This is a genomic window from Hymenobacter puniceus (genome assembly GCF_014333525.1).
In the GTDB taxonomy this organism is placed as follows: domain Bacteria; phylum Bacteroidota; class Bacteroidia; order Cytophagales; family Hymenobacteraceae; genus Hymenobacter.
On the sequence record NZ_JACSCX010000001.1, the window covers coordinates 47064 to 61955 of the forward strand.

General features: G+C 62.6%; 12 protein-coding genes. 7 read left to right on the forward strand and 5 right to left on the reverse strand.

What is annotated here, in order from left to right:
• Positions 1-60: 60 nt before the first annotated feature.
• The 5 genes from H8B14_RS00205 (at position 61) to H8B14_RS00225 (ending at position 7327) form a co-directional block, all read left to right on the forward strand.
• Positions 61-3186 carry a SusC/RagA family TonB-linked outer membrane protein gene (locus H8B14_RS00205; protein WP_187313628.1) on the forward strand — a complete coding sequence of 1042 codons (3126 nt, stop codon included), beginning with the start codon at positions 61-63 and terminating at the stop codon, positions 3184-3186.
• A gap of 126 nt (positions 3187-3312) precedes the next feature.
• A complete protein-coding gene (locus tag H8B14_RS00210; protein WP_187313629.1) occupies positions 3313-4872 on the forward strand; it encodes a SusD/RagB family nutrient-binding outer membrane lipoprotein in 1560 nt (519 codons plus the stop codon).
• A gap of 43 nt (positions 4873-4915) precedes the next feature.
• Positions 4916-6205: a hypothetical protein gene (locus H8B14_RS00215; RefSeq protein WP_187313630.1), complete on the forward strand. Its 1290-nt coding sequence runs from the start codon at positions 4916-4918 to the stop codon at positions 6203-6205.
• A gap of 164 nt (positions 6206-6369) precedes the next feature.
• Positions 6370-6804 (forward strand): Fur family transcriptional regulator, encoded by a 435-nt coding sequence (locus tag H8B14_RS00220; protein WP_187313631.1) that lies wholly within the window; start codon positions 6370-6372, stop codon positions 6802-6804.
• A gap of 22 nt (positions 6805-6826) precedes the next feature.
• Positions 6827-7327, forward strand: coding sequence for a hypothetical protein (locus tag H8B14_RS00225; protein ID WP_187313632.1), 501 nt, complete (start codon positions 6827-6829; stop codon positions 7325-7327).
• A gap of 132 nt (positions 7328-7459) precedes the next feature.
• Here H8B14_RS00225 and H8B14_RS00230 read toward each other — a convergent pair whose 3' ends face one another.
• The 4 genes from H8B14_RS00230 to H8B14_RS00245 form a co-directional block, all read right to left on the reverse strand.
• On the reverse strand, positions 7460-9247 hold the full coding sequence (locus tag H8B14_RS00230) for a glycoside hydrolase family 10 protein (protein WP_187313633.1): 1788 nt from the start codon (positions 9245-9247) through the stop codon (positions 7460-7462).
• Between the two features lie 242 nt (positions 9248-9489).
• A complete protein-coding gene (locus tag H8B14_RS00235) occupies positions 9490-10134 on the reverse strand; it encodes a M15 family metallopeptidase (RefSeq protein ID WP_187313634.1) in 645 nt (214 codons plus the stop codon).
• Positions 10131-11453, reverse strand: coding sequence for a serine hydrolase (locus tag H8B14_RS00240; RefSeq protein ID WP_187313635.1), 1323 nt, complete (start codon positions 11451-11453; stop codon positions 10131-10133). The genes H8B14_RS00235 and H8B14_RS00240 overlap by 4 nt, the downstream gene beginning before the upstream one ends.
• Positions 11454-11540: 87 nt before the next feature.
• Complete coding sequence (locus tag H8B14_RS00245; RefSeq protein WP_187313636.1) at positions 11541-11822, reverse strand: hypothetical protein; 282 nt, start codon at positions 11820-11822, stop codon at positions 11541-11543.
• 169 nt (positions 11823-11991) lie between these two features.
• On the opposite strand from H8B14_RS00245, the gene H8B14_RS00250 reads away from it, so the two are divergent.
• Positions 11992-12834 carry a hypothetical protein gene (locus H8B14_RS00250; RefSeq protein WP_187313637.1) on the forward strand — a complete coding sequence of 281 codons (843 nt, stop codon included), beginning with the start codon at positions 11992-11994 and terminating at the stop codon, positions 12832-12834.
• A gap of 19 nt (positions 12835-12853) precedes the next feature.
• Here H8B14_RS00250 and H8B14_RS00255 read toward each other — a convergent pair whose 3' ends face one another.
• A complete protein-coding gene (locus H8B14_RS00255; protein WP_187313638.1) occupies positions 12854-13588 on the reverse strand; it encodes an FkbM family methyltransferase in 735 nt (244 codons plus the stop codon).
• A gap of 390 nt (positions 13589-13978) precedes the next feature.
• Here H8B14_RS00255 and H8B14_RS00260 point away from each other — a divergent pair, with 390 nt between their 5' ends.
• The gene (locus H8B14_RS00260; protein WP_187313639.1) at positions 13979-14824 is read left to right on the forward strand and encodes a rhomboid family intramembrane serine protease; all 846 of its coding nucleotides are present in this window, start codon (positions 13979-13981) and stop codon (positions 14822-14824) included.
• The last annotated feature ends 68 nt before the right edge of the window (positions 14825-14892 follow it).

The following is a 14892-nucleotide window of genomic DNA, read 5'->3' on the forward strand; positions in this document are numbered from 1 at the left end:
TCCGGTTTCGGCCGATTTTCTTTGCTTAATCTCTCACCAACTCCCACACCTCATTTCTCTATGAACAGACTCTACTTGCTAGCGCCGGTCCTGAGTGTGGCGGCGGCCCTTCCAGCCCATGCCCAACAGAACCTGCGCACAGTCACGGGCATCGTGACTGACGCCAACAACACGCCGCTGCCCGGCGTGACGGTGCTCGTGAAAGGCACCACCAACGGTGCCAGCACCGGCTCCGACGGCCGCTACACGCTGCAGGCCGCCCCGGGCAGCACCCTGAGCTTCAGCTTTATCGGCTATACCGCCCAGGAGCGCACCGTCGGCAACGACGGCTCCGTGGATATCAGCCTCAAGGAAAACACCACGGCGCTGAACGACGTCATCGTAACGGCCTTTGGAATCAAGCAGGAGCGCCGCCAGGTGAACTATGGCGCCCAGGAAGTTTCCAGCAAGGATATCATCGAGTCGCGCCAGCCCAACATCGTGAATGCCCTGCAGGGCAAGGTAGCGGGCGTGCAGGTGACCAGTTCGGGTGGTGGGGCCGGCGAAGGCGCTTCCATCGTTATCCGGGGCGGCAACTCGCTGGACGGCGACAACCAGCCGCTGTTCGTAATTGACGGCATCATCATGGACAACACGTCGTTCGTGGAGTCGACGGCGCCGGGCGGTGGCTCGGCCTTCAACGGCTTGCTGGGTCGCTCGGTGTCGTCGCAGAACCGCGCCGCCGACATCAACCCCGAGGACGTGGAAACCATGACCGTGCTGAAGGGCCCGGCCGCCGCCGCGCTCTACGGCTTGCGGGCCGCCAACGGCGCCGTTATCATTACCACCAAAAAAGGCAAGTCAGGTGTCGTGACGGTGGACTACCGCACGCAGGTGTCGGTAGACGAGGTGAACCGCCTGCCCAAGCTGCAGGACAAATACAAGCAGGGCGCGGCCGGCATTTTTGATGCGACCACCCGCTCTTCGTGGGGGCCGCAGTTTGCGCCCGGCGAAACGGTATACGATAACCTGGGCGACTTCTACAAAACCGCCTACAACTACCAGAACTACCTGACCGTGACGGGCGGCACTGAGAAAGGCTCGTTCCTGCTTTCGGCCTCGCACCTCGACCAGACCGGCGTGGCCCGCAACTCGGAGTTCGATAAAAGCACGGTGCGCTTGTCGGGCACGCTGCAGGTGTCACCCAAAATTCGGGCCCAGGGTTCGGCGCAATACCTGAACTCGGGTGGCCGTCGGCCGCTGCAGGGCCCGGGCCTGTTTGGCGGCTCGGGTGGCTACATGGTGAGCTTGCTGACCTGGCCCCGCAACGACGACGCCCGCAACTACCTCAACCCCGACGGCACGCGCCGCCGCCTGATTGGCGGCATCGGCAGCTCCGACGCCGACAACCCCTACTTCACGGTGGAGCGCAACCCGATTACGGACCGCACCAACCGCCTCATCGGTAACGCGCAGGTGACGTACGAGCCGGTGAAATGGCTGACGGTAAACTACAACCTGGGCACCGACTTCTACACCGAAAAAGTCCGCTCCATCCGGGCGGTGGGCACCTCGCAGCCCAACAACCAGGACGGCGGCATTTCGGAGACAACCACCCAGAACCGGCTGCTCAACTCCAACCTGACGGCCATTCTGTCGCACTCGTTCAACGAGAACATCAGCGGCTCGTTGCTGCTGGGCAACTCCGTGGAGCAGGGCCTGCGCGAAACCACCGACATCATTGGTCTGGTATTTCGTTCGCCCAACTTCAACTCCATCAACAACACCGTAAACCGCGGCGCCCTGACCACCAACTCGCTGCGGCGGCTGGTGGGCAACTTTGCCCGTATCAACGTGGACCTGTTCAAGCAGGTAACGATGGAAGTAAGTGCGCGCTATGACATGTCGTCGACGCTGCCACGGCCTGACAAAGGCAAGAACTACGGGCAGGGCTTCCTGTACGGCTCGGCCACGCTGGGCTACGAGTTTTCGCGCACGCTGGGCCTCGACAACAACTCCATCCTGAACTACGGCAAGCTGCGGCTGGCCGTGGCCGAGGTAGGCAAAGACACCGGCCCCTACCGCGTAGATTCGCCGCTAGCCCAGAGCACCTACATCGGGCAGGGCTTCCGCCAGGGATTCTTCGGCTCAAACGCGTTGCTCAAGCCCGAGCGCACCCGCTCCTACGAGGCCGGCCTGGACTTCCAGTTCCTGAAAGGCCGCCTGGGCCTCGATGCCGGCGTGTACTACTCGGAAACCCGCGACCAGCTGATTGCGCCCCGCGTCAGCCAGGCTTCGGGCTACATTCTGCAGTACATCAACGGTGGCACCGTTACCAACAAAGGCGTGGAAATTGCCCTGAACGGTCGGCCCGTGCAGACGGCCTCGGGCTTCACCTGGGACGTGCTGGCCAACTTCTTCCACAATGAGAACCGCGCCAAAAAGCTGCCGAGCTTCTTGACCGAAGTAAACCAGTCGGACTCGTGGGTGATTGACGTGGCTCGCGGCAGCGCCTTCCCCAACCGGCCCATTACGTCCATCGGCGTGCAGGACTACGCCCGCGTCACGGACACCAGCTCGCCTTATTTCGGGCAGGTGATTATCAGCCCTACTACCGGCTATCCGTCGGTGGTGGCGGGCACGTTTGTGTACGCCGGCGACCGGGCGCCGCAGTTCACCACCCAGCTCACCAACACGCTGGCCTATAAAGGCTTGTCGCTGGCGTTTATGCTGGACTTCCGCAAGGGCGGCGATGTGGTGAACGGCAACGAGTGGATTGCCGTGCGTTCGGGCCTCAGCAACAAGACGCTGGACCGCAACCAGACCGCCGTTATCGAGGGTGTGGTACGCGCTTCCGACGGCACGTACTCGCCGAACACGCGCCCCGTGGAACTCACCCAGGGCTACTTCATCAACCAGGTGGGCGGCACCGGCTGGGCCTTCGTGGAAGATGGCTCCTGGACCCGCCTGCGCTACGCCACGCTGGCCTACCGGCTGCCGGCTACGCTGCTGGGCAAAGGCTTTGTGAAAGGCGTAGAGCTGAGCGTGACGGGCCGCAACCTAGTGCTGTTCACGAACTACTCTGGTGCTGACCCCGAAACGGCTGCGGCTGGCGCCGGGGTGCGCGGCGGTGGCTCGGGCGGCTTCGACTACGGCAGCACGCCCGCTACCCGCGGCGTCGATATGGCCCTGCGCGTGAACTTCTAACTCTGTTCTGTTGATTGTGAAAAGCATGTTGGCACTGACGCCAGCCACGCTTTTCGGCAGCTGGCTTCTTTCCTGACTGGCAGCTTCTTATCCATCAATCAGCAACTATCAACTCTTCAACATTCCATGAAAAAATACCTTCTCCTTCTGGGTCTGCTGGCGGGTGGCGGGGCGCTAAGCTCGTGCGAGAGTTTCCTCGACGTAAACACCGACCCCAACAACCCTATCAGCTCGACGCCTAACTTCCTGCTGCCCGGCGGCATTTCCCAGGCCTTCCAGCAGCAGATGTTTACGTCGCTCGTGACGCCTTACATCACGCAGCATATCGTGCGCCGGGCCCCGGCCTCTAGCACCGACCAGTACTACTTTGCCACCGGCAACGGCAACAACACGTTCAACTACTTCTACTTCTACGCGTCGGGCAACCTGCGCGCCACCATCACGGCGGCCGAGGCAGAAGGCTCGCCGTATTATGTGGGCGCCGCTAAAATCACGCAGGCCATGTCGCTGGCTCACCTCACCGACATGATGGGCGACGTGCCGTTCACGGAAGCCTTCCAGGGCGGCGGCAACTTCTCGCCGAAATACGACCCGCAGGAGCAGATTTACCAGACGATTTTCCGGCTGCTGGACGAAGGCGAGCAGGAAATGCTGAAGCCGGCTTCGGCCAACGTGCGCCCACTCTACACCACCGTGCCCAGCCCCAGCGGCGACATCCTGTACCGCGGCGACGCCACCAAGTGGGTGAAGCTGGCTTACTCGCTGCGGGCCCGGCAGCTGCAGCACCTTACCAAAAAAGGCAACTACAGCGCCCAGGCCGTATTGGCTGCCGTAGACAAGGGTTTCACTTCCTCGGCCGACGATGCGCAGCTCCAGATGGAGGTGCCGGTGCCACCCGTGACGGGCAGCACCAGCATTTTCGGTACGGCGCGCGCCAATTTTGCCGGCGCTACGTTTTCTGTGAATCTGCTGCGCTACCTGAACGGTAGTGCGGCCAATGCTACGTATCCGGGCGTAACGGACCCGCGTCTGGCCGTTATGGCTACCTCTGTGAGTGTGGGCACTAACCCTGGCGTATCGGGCGGCACGCCCATTGCCCAGACCGGTGGCGCTTCCGATTTCTACTCCGGCTGGTACGCCCGCGACCTGGGCTACCACGAAATCATTACCTACCACGAGCTGAAGTTCATTGAGGCCGAAGCCGCGTTCCGCCTCGGCAACCGCACCCGGGCGCTGCAGGCCTACCGGCAGGGCATTGAGGCGCACATCCGCAAAATTGGTACGGGTGGTACCTTCGCCTCGCAGGGCCTCACGGTTACGTTCCCGATCCTGACCCAGCAGCAGATTGATGGCTACCTCAGCAGCGCCGCCGTGGCCCAGACCGAGGCGCAGCTGGACTTCAAGCGCATCATGGAGCAGAAGTACATTGCCTTGTTTCTGAACCCCGAGGCGTGGTCGGATATGCGGCGCTTTGATTTCCGCTCCGATATCTACGTGAACCTGGCTTTCCCGAACGGCGTGAACCCCATCTTCAACCCGGTTCCCGCCGACCCTACGCAGCGTAAGTTCCCGCGCCGCCTGCTGCCGGCTCTCACCGAAACCCAGTACAACCCGCAGAACGTGCAGGCCATCGGCGGCCTCGACCCCGACTACGCCACCCGCCCCGTGTGGTGGGACCAGCCCTGAGGCTAGTTTGGTGCGTTTTCTCTTTCTCTGATGTACTTTCTCTATGAACCTACTTTCTAACATACGGGCGCTGGCGCGGCGCCCCTGGCCCCTGCTGCTGGCCCTGGCCGGCCTGGCCATCACTGCCTGCGACGACGACTTCGAGCCACCCTACGCGCTGACCGGCGACGGAGGCTTTTCTACTCTGGGGGCCGCTCCGGCTGGCCTGCAAACCAAGTATGCCCCCGGCGAGGTGGTAAATCTGCTGGTTGGTTTCAACGCTGCCGACAAAATCCGGGATTTTACGGTGTTTCAGGTGATTGGGCGAACCGACTCGGCCGTGGTAACCACGCTTGTCCCCACCAACCCGTTTTTTGATGAGCGGGCCGGCATTACGGCCCAGCCGATTCCATACACCGTCCCGAACCTGCCCAACCAGACGGCCGTGCGGGTGGATGTGACGACGACGTTTGAAAACGGGGCTACCCGCCGCCAGCGCTTCACCTACAACGTAGCGGCCCGCCCTACCCTACGCTTCGGCACCACAGCCTCTCCGACCACTATCACCACGTTCCGCAACAACCTGGCCGCCACGGCGCAAACCGAAAACGACATCATCGGGTACAATCTGGTGCTGAACGAAGGTGGAATTGGGGTAGTGCCCGCCACGCCATCTACCACCACGCTGTTCAAGAACGTGGATAGCCTGACGACCTTCTACCGGATTGGCACGGGCGCACCGGTGCGCACCGGCGTGATTCGCAACCCAAGCAACGGTGCTGCCAACGCCCGGACCGTAGATGTAATGGTGCCACGTGGCTCGCAGGGCCAACCGGTTACCTTCCTGTTCACATCTTATTCCGGCCCGTTCTTCGTGACGGCTACTGCCGCGCCAATCAACGTAGCGGCCCCCACGGCCCTGAGCCGGGTGCGCACCGGCCGCGTAACGTCCGGCCCCAGCGCCCCGCAGGATTCAGTAGCCTACGACCTCCGTTTGGGGGCCAACGTGCCAGCCAGTGCGGCAGCCACCACCAAGGACCTGTTTGCCAGTGGCGTTTTCGGCACTACCGTCAACCTTTCGTCGGCTAACACTACCGTGTACTACCGGATTCCGGTGGCCACGGCCGCTACGGGCTACTACACCACGGCCTCGGCCAATGCGGTAGGCACGCTGCTCTTCCAGAACGCGGCCTCGCTGACCGGCACCACGGCCCTGCCCGGCGCCGTAGCCGCCGGCGACTTGTTTGCCGTGCGCGTACGTGGCGCCGAGCCCATGCTGCTGCGCATAGTAGGCGTGAAACCCAGCACGGCCGGCTCTACGGCCCGCGTCGTGTTCGAGTATCGCGCATTCTAGCGTATAGCACAAACACCTTTCTGAACAGCCCGCCGGTACTTCCGGCGGGCTGTTTGCGTTCTAGAAAGCTGGTAGCAGCAAGCTTTCCTATGGCTTAGCCTTGTGGGCTACTTCAATTGCTGGCTTGCTACGGCCCAAGTCTGCCTGAATCTGTAATTTTGTGTATGCCTCTTACCGCCCGTATCAACGAAACCCTGGCCCGCCACGCGCTACGCGCCACTCCTATCCGGCGGCAGGTGCTGCAGGTGCTACTGAGCCGCCCCTACGCGCTATCCAGCAACGACATCGAGCAGGCGCTGGGTGAGGCCGGCATCGACCGGATTACGCTCTACCGCACCCTGCGCACCTTCGAGCAGCAAGGCGTCATTCACCGCGTCATTGATGCCACCGACATCATCCGCTACGCGGCCTGCGCCACCGGCTGCACCGAGCACGCGCACTACGACAACCACGTGCATTTCAAGTGTACCACCTGCCAGCATACGTACTGCCTCAACCAGGTTTCCATCCCGCCGGTGGTGCTACCGGGTCGTTTTCAGGCCGAGCGGAGCGACTACCTGATGTCGGGCGTGTGCAGCCAGTGCCGGCCGGCCGCTTAGCGTGCGCCACTATATTATGCAGATGCCCTGGCTTTTGGTGCGGCGCGTTTCGGCTTTGCCTGGGTGGCTGATAACGCTGCTGTTGCTGCTGGCTGCAACCGGCGCGGCGCGGGCCCAAGCGCCGCTCACGGGCCGGTGGGGTTTGCGCCAGATTGCCTTCGAGGCTCCCGCCACCCTGCCGGACTCGCTGCAGGAAAAACTCTTCCACAGCCCGGCCGCCGAAACCAACATCGGTATCAGCAACGGCGAGCTGACGCTAGTAGTGGAATTTCACCCCGACAGCACCTACACGTACACCACCACCCGCGGCGGCCGCTTGGTGCTCACCGAGCAGGGCACCTACTCCGTGCGCCGCAACCAGCTCTATACCCGCAGCTCCCAAACCAACGATGGCCCGCTGTTCAATGGGCAGCTGATGCTGGAGCTCACGCGCCGCAAGCTGCTGCTCCAGACGCCCATCTGGCAGCCCGAGCTACAGATTTTCGAGCAGCTGGAATACGAGCGGCTTCCGGCCAAAAAGTAACGGGGCCGTGAGGACGATGTAGAGACGCGACACTTCGCGTCTCGTTGTTGAACGACCAGAGCTGCACCCGATACACAACATCAGCAACGACGAGACGCGAAGTGTCGCGTCTCTACACCGTTCTGTTTGCTGCTACCGTCCGCCAAATATCCGGCTGAAAAAGCCGCGCTTTTTCTTGGGCTTGACTTTGGTTTTCACCTTTGTAACGGTGCCGGCCGAAGCCGCAGGGCGCGAGGCGGCCGGGCGCGGCACGGGCACCGCCACGGACGGGGCCGCCGGGGCCGGCGCGGTGGTTACCGGCGCGGGCGTTGTGGGTGTTTCGGTGGGAGCCTGGGCCAGGATGATTTCGCCGGGGCGGCCGGTGCTGCGCACACTCACGGGGCGGCTTTCGTTGTGCAGCCGGTCGACGGCCGTAAGGTAGTAGGCGTAGGCGTGGCCGATGCGGGCCGAGGTATCGGTGTAGGCCAGCAGGCCGTTGGTGCGCGGGCGCACCACGGTTAGGATGCGGCGCGGGTCGTTGGGCGTCGGCGTTTCCCCATCCTCGAAGCGGTAAATGACGTAGTACGCCGCCAGGTCGCCGTCGGCAGCAGCCGGGGCGGGCTGCCAGGTGAGGATGTTGGTGGGCAGGGCGGCCGTGAGCGTCAGGCCCTGCGCCGGGCGGGGTGGCACGGCATCCAGCCAGGGCATGGTGGGCACTAAAGCCGGATAGTGAAACAGGTTCTGCCGCAGCGAGTCGGTGGTGTGCAGCGCATTGGCCAGCAACGACTTCGCGCTGAAAAATACGCTGCCGCCCACCTCGGCCGGGAATGTTCGGTTGAAGCGAATCTGGCGGGGCAGCTCGCGCGGGTTGCGCCACGTAGTGTCGGCCTTGGTGCTTTCCAGCATGCGGTAGGCGCCGTGCCCGATGTAGAGGTGGCGGCCGTTGGCGTTGCGCGCCCACCACTCCACCAGCACCGGATACTGCGCCACCTTGAAGTTAGAACTCCAATACAACTGCGGCAGCAAGTAGTCAACCCAGCCCTGGCGCACCCATTCCAGCGCATCGGCATAGAGGCCGTCGTAGCCCTGGAAGGCTTTGGTGGCCGAGCCGTTGGGGTCGGTGGCCTGGTTGCGCCACACGCCAAAGGGCGAAATGCCGAACTTCACCCAACGCTTGGTGCCCTGGATGGAGCTGTGCAGGTCGCGGATAAGCAGGTTCACATTCTGGCGGCGCCAGTCGGCCAGCTTCAGGTTGTCGGGGTTGAAGCGGGCGAAGGCGGCTTCGTCGTGGATGGTCTGGTTGGCCTCCGGATACGGGTAGAAATAGTCGTCGAAGTGCACGCCGTCGATGTCGTAACGGCTGACTACGTCCAGAATCACGCGGTTGATGTACTGGCGCACTTCCGGCAGGCCGGGGTTGTAGAGCAGCTTGCCGGAAAACCGGATAAACCACTCCGGATGCTGCCGGTACGGGTGGTTGGCGGCCAGCCGGCGCGTTACGGTGTCCATGGTGGCCCGGTAGGGGTTGAACCAGGCGTGAAACTCCATGCCGCGGGCGTGGGCTTCCTCGATCAGGAAGGGCAGCGGGTCGTAGGCGGGATTGGGGGCCTTACCCTGGGTGCCGGTCAGCCACTTGCTCCAGGGCTCCAGGCTGCTTTGGTAGAAGGCATCCGACGCGGGGCGCACCTGCACAAACACGGCGTTGATGCCGTTACGCTGCTGGGCATCGAGCAGCCGGATGTACTCGCGGCGCTGCTGTTCCGGTGAAAGGGTGCGGGCGCTGGGCCAGTCGATATTTTCCACCGTGGCAATCCAGACGCCGCGAAGCTCGCGCTTAGGTGGCGTATCGGCGGCAGTGGCGGGGCGGCACGAGGCGGCCAGCAGGCCGGCAGTGAGAAGAAGAAACAGCGCGAGGCGGCCAGCAGCAAACAATCGGAACATCAGCACAAAAACAGGGAATCAGCCTGCAAATTACGCAGATAAGCGGCCGGTTTGGTATCGAACCTGGTTTTCGTCTCGTAGCCTTCCTAGTCCGACGCCGGAGGCGTCCGACCGGTTGCTATCCGCGCTGCCTGAACGATGCCACCCGAACATCAACCTAACAACGTCAGCATGCAGCAATTGGTCGGACGCCTCCGCCGTCGGACTGGGGTGTTCCGGCATCAGCTGCTACCAGCCACGTCTTACAGCGCTTCCAGCGGCACGTCCAGCAAGTCGAATTCCGCCCAGCGGTGATGATCAAAATGCCACCACTCGCCCGGATAGTTCTGGAAGCCGTGCGCGCTCATGGCGGCCAGCAGCCACGCCCGGTGGCGGCGGGCCAGCACCGAAACCGGCTCGTAGGCGGTATGGGCGACGGGCGTCAGGTCGTCGAAATCGGTGGGCATGAGCAGCGGGTGGCCGGTGGCCAGGTTCACAAGGCCCACATCAAGACTGGCGCCGCGGTTGTGGCGGGAGCCGCGCCAGGGCGGCGCGGCGTACTGTTCGTCCTGCACTTTGTCCCAGAGGCGCACCGTGGCGTGGTAAGGCCGGTAGGCATCGTACACGAGCAGGCCGGCGCCGTGCCGGGCCAGCGCGGCCTGCACCCGCACCAAGTCCTGCGCGGCGGGCTTGGCCAGAAACGCGGCAGCCCGGTTGTAGAGCGGTTCGCCCAGCAGGTTGTGCGGCGTGGCGTACCGGATATCCAGGCGCAGGCCTGGCACCGTTTCGGTTAGATCAACCAGGGCGTGGCTGGGGTGCTGCTGTACTAGGCGACGGTAGTCGGCGGAACTGAGTACGCGCGGGCCGGCAGTGGGCTCACCAATTTGCTCACTCATGCGCTCAGTCATGGGGCGTCGTCGGTAGTGGTGGCGCGGTAGTCCAGGCGGAAGCGGCCAAGGTCCGGGGCGTGGCGGCGCGGGCGCTGCTGCTCGTAGCGCAATACCGCCTGCCCCAGGTCGCGCATAAACGGGAAACCGACAGTGTCGTAGTCGTACTTGTCGTCGTTGAGGATGCCGTCGGAGTTGGTGTAGATGACGGCCGACAGCAGGAACTCCACGTTGCGCTCCAGGTCCACGATGTAGGCATTGTCAATCAGGAAGCCATACGCCTGCCCGATTTTGTTGAACACCCGCACGCCCGGCGGCAACGGCGTAGTGCCCCCGCCACCCAGCAGAAACTTAGCGTAAGTATCGGGGAAATGGGCCACGTCGTAGCGCGGGGCTTGGCTTTCGCGGGGCAGCATGGAGAGGTAGCGCTGCAGAAACTGATAGTCGGCGGCGGCCAGCGCAAACCGCTGGCGGGCCGGCACAGCTTCCGGAAACAGCAAGGCCCGCAGCACCTGCTGCTGCTCCTGCAGCGGGAAATAGTTCTTGTTACCCAGATCCAGCGGCTCGGGCACCAGCACCGTATTTTCCTGCCCATCCACGGCCCGCCCGCCCTGCATATAGCCGCGGCCTATGCGGAAATCGGTGGCGGGCAGCGGGGGTAGCGGCTGGGCGTTGTAAGCGGCGGGCTGCACGTACAGCGGCCGGCTCAGGGTGGTATCGGCGTAGAAAGCCAGCGGGTTGGTGTGGCGCGAGCCCGGCTCCTGGTCGCCGACGGAAAGGCGGTGAATCAAGCGCGTTCCGGGCAGGCCGCGGCGGCGCAGCTGCTCGTTCATATCCTGCTGCCCCACGAACTCATAGAGCCGATTGAAGGCGTCATTATCACTCACCAGCAGTACTTTGCGGATATACTGCCCAATACTGGCCCGCCCGCTCAGGGCCGAAGTATCACGCAGCACGGCAGTCTGGCCGGCAAACGCCGTGTCGATGCGCAGCGGCGAGGCAGCAGTCAGCTCCGGCACCTGGGCGCGCAAAGCCCGCAGCTTCTGCAGCGCCAGCGCGGCGGCCGGCAGCTTCACGGTGCTGGCCGGGTAGAAATACTGCGTGGCCGGCGCCCCGTACCGGAACGTGCGGAAATGCGGCCGGCCGCGTGCGTCGCGGTTGATCTGGGTGTACAGCACCTGCACCCGATAGGCAGCCGGGTCGCGCAGCACGCGGCCAAAATGGGCCGTATCGGCCTGCAGCAGCTCGGTTAGCGGATTGCGGCCGCGCTGCGCAGCTACCGGGCCGGCCAGCGCCAGCAGGCTACCGGCCGCAGTCAACGAAAAAACAAAAACCCTCATGCGGCGAAAGATAGAGTCTTCCGCCGCATGAGGGCTACGTAGCAGTGTGGCAAATACAGAATTTACCGCATGAAGGGGGTATTTAATCTACTGATTATTCTGCTTCGGGGCACCTTCAGCGTTGGCTTCCGAAGTGCCTTCGGCGCCATTGGTTTGGCTGGCATTGCCATAGTCGCCGCGGATGCCGCTGCCGTCGCCCATGTTCTGCTGGGTGCTAGTGGATTCAGGGTTGCCGCTGGCCTGGGCATCAGCATCTTGCTGGGCGGGAATTTCGCCACCGGTGCTGAGCTGACGGCCTTCCTGCTCGGAAGAGGCATTGGGCGTGGACTGGGTGTTCTGGTCGGAATGGTTGGTTTGATCGGCGCTCATGGGAGAGGAAGTAAAGAGGGGTGGTAGCAGGTGCAGATCTGCCGTCCGGCAGACCTTGCTGCTGGGCTATACGCACCAGCCGATGCCGGCGTTGGGCGGCGCGCATGGTAGTACCGGGGCTTTTTACCAACTTGAAGGCCAATTATTCATTTTGCTGCCCTTATCCTGCATGTCTGCTCCTTCCGATTCCGAATTTATCCATCAGAAAACTGACGCCGAGTTGCTTTTTCTGGCCCGCAACCCGGAGCTATATCATACGGATTTGGTAAACACTGCTCGGCAGGAGCTACGCCGCCGCGGCATCAGCCCCGACCCGGCTACCGAGCTGCAACCCATGGGGAGCCATCTGCCGGTGTATGACGAGGAACCGGAACCAGCAGTATGGCAACGCCCCGCCGTGTGGGTAGGTGTGCTGGTGGCACTGCTGCTGGGCGGCCTGCTGTATTGGGAAAACCAGAACGCTGCCCGCCGCCAGGCCGCCGAGCAGGCCCGCAAAGAAGCCGGCCCGCCCGTGCTGGAAACCGTGGAAACGCGCCTGATTCCGGCCTTCGACTCGCTTACGCGCACCCAGATAGCGCAGGAGCTGCGCCAGCTGCCGGCCACCGAGCGCACCCGCGACACCGTAGCGACCCGCAAATACCGGCTGCTGGCCGAGCGCTACTGGAAGGCCGAAAACCAGAGCACCTACCTGCTCAACCAACTACGCAACACCCAGCCCGACGCCACCCTACCCGGCCAGGCCAGTACCGTGCTGGAAGAGTGGCACCGCCTTAATAAAGCCTTGGCCTACGACCACAAGCTGACACCGGTGCTTACCGAGCGGGTGGAGCTGATGCGCCGCGCCGCCTACCTGCGCATGGATCTGCTGCAGAACCTGAGCGGCCGCTACGGCAATGGCCTGCCGATTTACACACCTGAGCTCACCAGAATGCAGGATTCGGCCACGGTGATGCGGGAAGCCCTGCTCAGCCGCGACAAATGGACTGCCCGCCTGCGGCGTGGTACGTTGTAACCCAAACGACCATCTTGATTTAAGCGGCTTCGTCGAGGAAGTACAGGTTTTTAAGGATGCTGCCTTTGAAGCTGTAGTTGCGAGCCAGCAAAAACGTGGTGATGGGGTGCTGCAGTGGCTGTAGCGGATCAAAATCCTCGGCTTCTACCATCACCAGCCGAGGCCGGTAGGCCTCGAAATCCAACGACTCCAGCACCGACAGGTCGAACTCCTCGGCGTCTATCGTAAGCAGGTCGAAGTGGGGCGGCGCATGGCGCTCGTCGAGAATGGCCGTGAGCGTGCGGGGCTGCACCTGCCGCGTCCGCTCGATTTGCTCGCCCTGCGCCAGATACTGCGGCACATACTGCGGGTCGGCGGTAGATAATACATTGTTGCCAAACTCCAGGTAAGCCAGCGGCTCCAGCTCGTGGGCCACAAAGGCGCATACGGCCTGGTCGCGGGGCCGGATGCGGCCAAACTTATCAATCAGCTGCTGATTAGCGTCGATACAGATGCCACGCCAGCCGCGCCGGTACAGCAGAAACGTGTTGGAAATAAAGCGCGGCTCGTTGCACCCCACTTCCACATAGAAGCCATTGTAGGTAACCAATGGCTTAAGCAACGACTCAAGCAGGCGGTCTTCGCCGGTATAGCCATAGCTGAGCCGCGCACTGCGCCCCAGCGGCAGCCGCAGCAGCGCAACCAACACGTACTTCAAACTCCGCAACCCCGACGATACCGGATTCGACCAGGAAAAAAACTGCCGGAAGCTCATGTGGCTTTCTTTCAGAGCCAGGCCTGCTTGTGTAAATATAGCTCTGGAGCGGGCATTGTGATATAACTGTTTTGCCAAGCGCTGTTGGGCCCGGGCACGCAGGATTGCAGTAACAGACATTACTATAAATGACAAAAAGGCGCGGTGGGAAAGGGTATAAACAGAACAATAAAGACTAAATATAGTTAAATTTTCAGCCTTTTATTCACTTAAAGGATAATCAGATATTCAAATAGTCATTAAATCAACTCATTGCTGATTCATGCTTTACTTTCAACTACTCGCTTGGCAAGTATTTCTTGCAGGCAAATGGTCGGTTCTGGCAGATGATGGACCGGACGTTGGGCGTGGGCTGGTTGTTGATAGCGCTGAGCCTCTGAGTTCTGCCATATGGAAACGCCAGTTCCCGAAAATCCTTTTGCGCACAAGACCAACGCCGAACTGCTACTCTTAGCGCAGCAGGCTGGCCGGTATCCGGCCGTGGGGGCGGCGGCACTGCTGGAGCTTCAGCGCCGTGGCCTGATTCCGACGGAGCTACCAGGCAAACCTGCCAGCCCACCGCCAGCCGTGGCCGCCGAGCCGGAAGGCAGCACGCTCCGAGCAGTCGGCCGGTTGCTGCGCGCTGTCTTCTGGCCCCGGCGGGGCTATGCTGCTACGCCATTGCTGCTATTGGCTAATTTGTTGCCGTATGGTACTATGGGCGCGCTGGGGGGTGTAAATCTGCTGGCTCCCTCTGGCGCCGACCTCATTGCGTGGGGCTCCAACTTTTCGGGGCTGGTGCGGGCGCAGCCCTGGCGCCTGGTTAGCGGCACGTTTTTGCACAGCGGGCCGGCGCATCTTTTCCTCAACCTGAGTGCATTGCTGCTGCTGGGGCTGATGGCCGAGGCCAAAGCCGGGAGTGGCCGGTGGCTGCTGGTGTACCTGCTAAGTGGTGTGGGTGGTAGCCTGGCCAGCTTGTGGTGGCACACGCAGGGCGTCAATTCCGTAGGAGCGTCAGGCGCCATTTTCGGATTGTATGGAATGGTACTGGCAATGCTGCTCACGCGTGGCGGCGCCCTTAGTCGCCAGGAGCGGGCCGGCCTGTTGGGGCTTTTGCTCTACTTCGCGCTCGGCAGCCTGGTAAGCGGCCTCTCAGGCCCCACCGGTACCGACAACGCCGCCCACCTTGGCGGGCTGGCCACTGGCCTGCTAACCGGGTTGCTGATTCAGGCACTGCGTCGGCCTCCATTACAGTAGTTGCTATTATTGGCTTCCAGCCAAGCCCAATTTTCGGCTTGGTGCTACTCTTTATCCTGCAGTAAGCA

Excerpts from the sequence above, each read along its gene's own strand:
- H8B14_RS00220 (WP_187313631.1), top strand. The coding sequence starts at position 6,370 with ATGCCTCTTACCGCCCGTATCAACGAAACCCTGGCCCGCCACGCGCTA.
- H8B14_RS00215 (WP_187313630.1), top strand. The coding sequence starts at position 4,916 with ATGAACCTACTTTCTAACATACGGGCGCTGGCGCGGCGCCCCTGGCCC.
- H8B14_RS00240 (WP_187313635.1), bottom strand. The coding sequence starts at position 11,453 with ATGAGGGTTTTTGTTTTTTCGTTGACTGCGGCCGGTAGCCTGCTGGCG.
- H8B14_RS00235 (WP_187313634.1), bottom strand. The coding sequence starts at position 10,134 with ATGACTGAGCGCATGAGTGAGCAAATTGGTGAGCCCACTGCCGGCCCG.
- H8B14_RS00205 (WP_187313628.1), top strand. The coding sequence starts at position 61 with ATGAACAGACTCTACTTGCTAGCGCCGGTCCTGAGTGTGGCGGCGGCC.
- H8B14_RS00225 (WP_187313632.1), top strand. The coding sequence starts at position 6,827 with ATGCCCTGGCTTTTGGTGCGGCGCGTTTCGGCTTTGCCTGGGTGGCTG.
- H8B14_RS00250 (WP_187313637.1), top strand. The coding sequence starts at position 11,992 with ATGTCTGCTCCTTCCGATTCCGAATTTATCCATCAGAAAACTGACGCC.
- H8B14_RS00210 (WP_187313629.1), top strand. The coding sequence starts at position 3,313 with ATGAAAAAATACCTTCTCCTTCTGGGTCTGCTGGCGGGTGGCGGGGCG.
- H8B14_RS00245 (WP_187313636.1), bottom strand. The coding sequence starts at position 11,822 with ATGAGCGCCGATCAAACCAACCATTCCGACCAGAACACCCAGTCCACG.
- H8B14_RS00260 (WP_187313639.1), top strand. The coding sequence starts at position 13,979 with ATGGAAACGCCAGTTCCCGAAAATCCTTTTGCGCACAAGACCAACGCC.
- H8B14_RS00255 (WP_187313638.1), bottom strand. The coding sequence starts at position 13,588 with ATGAGCTTCCGGCAGTTTTTTTCCTGGTCGAATCCGGTATCGTCGGGG.
- H8B14_RS00230 (WP_187313633.1), bottom strand. The coding sequence starts at position 9,247 with ATGTTCCGATTGTTTGCTGCTGGCCGCCTCGCGCTGTTTCTTCTTCTC.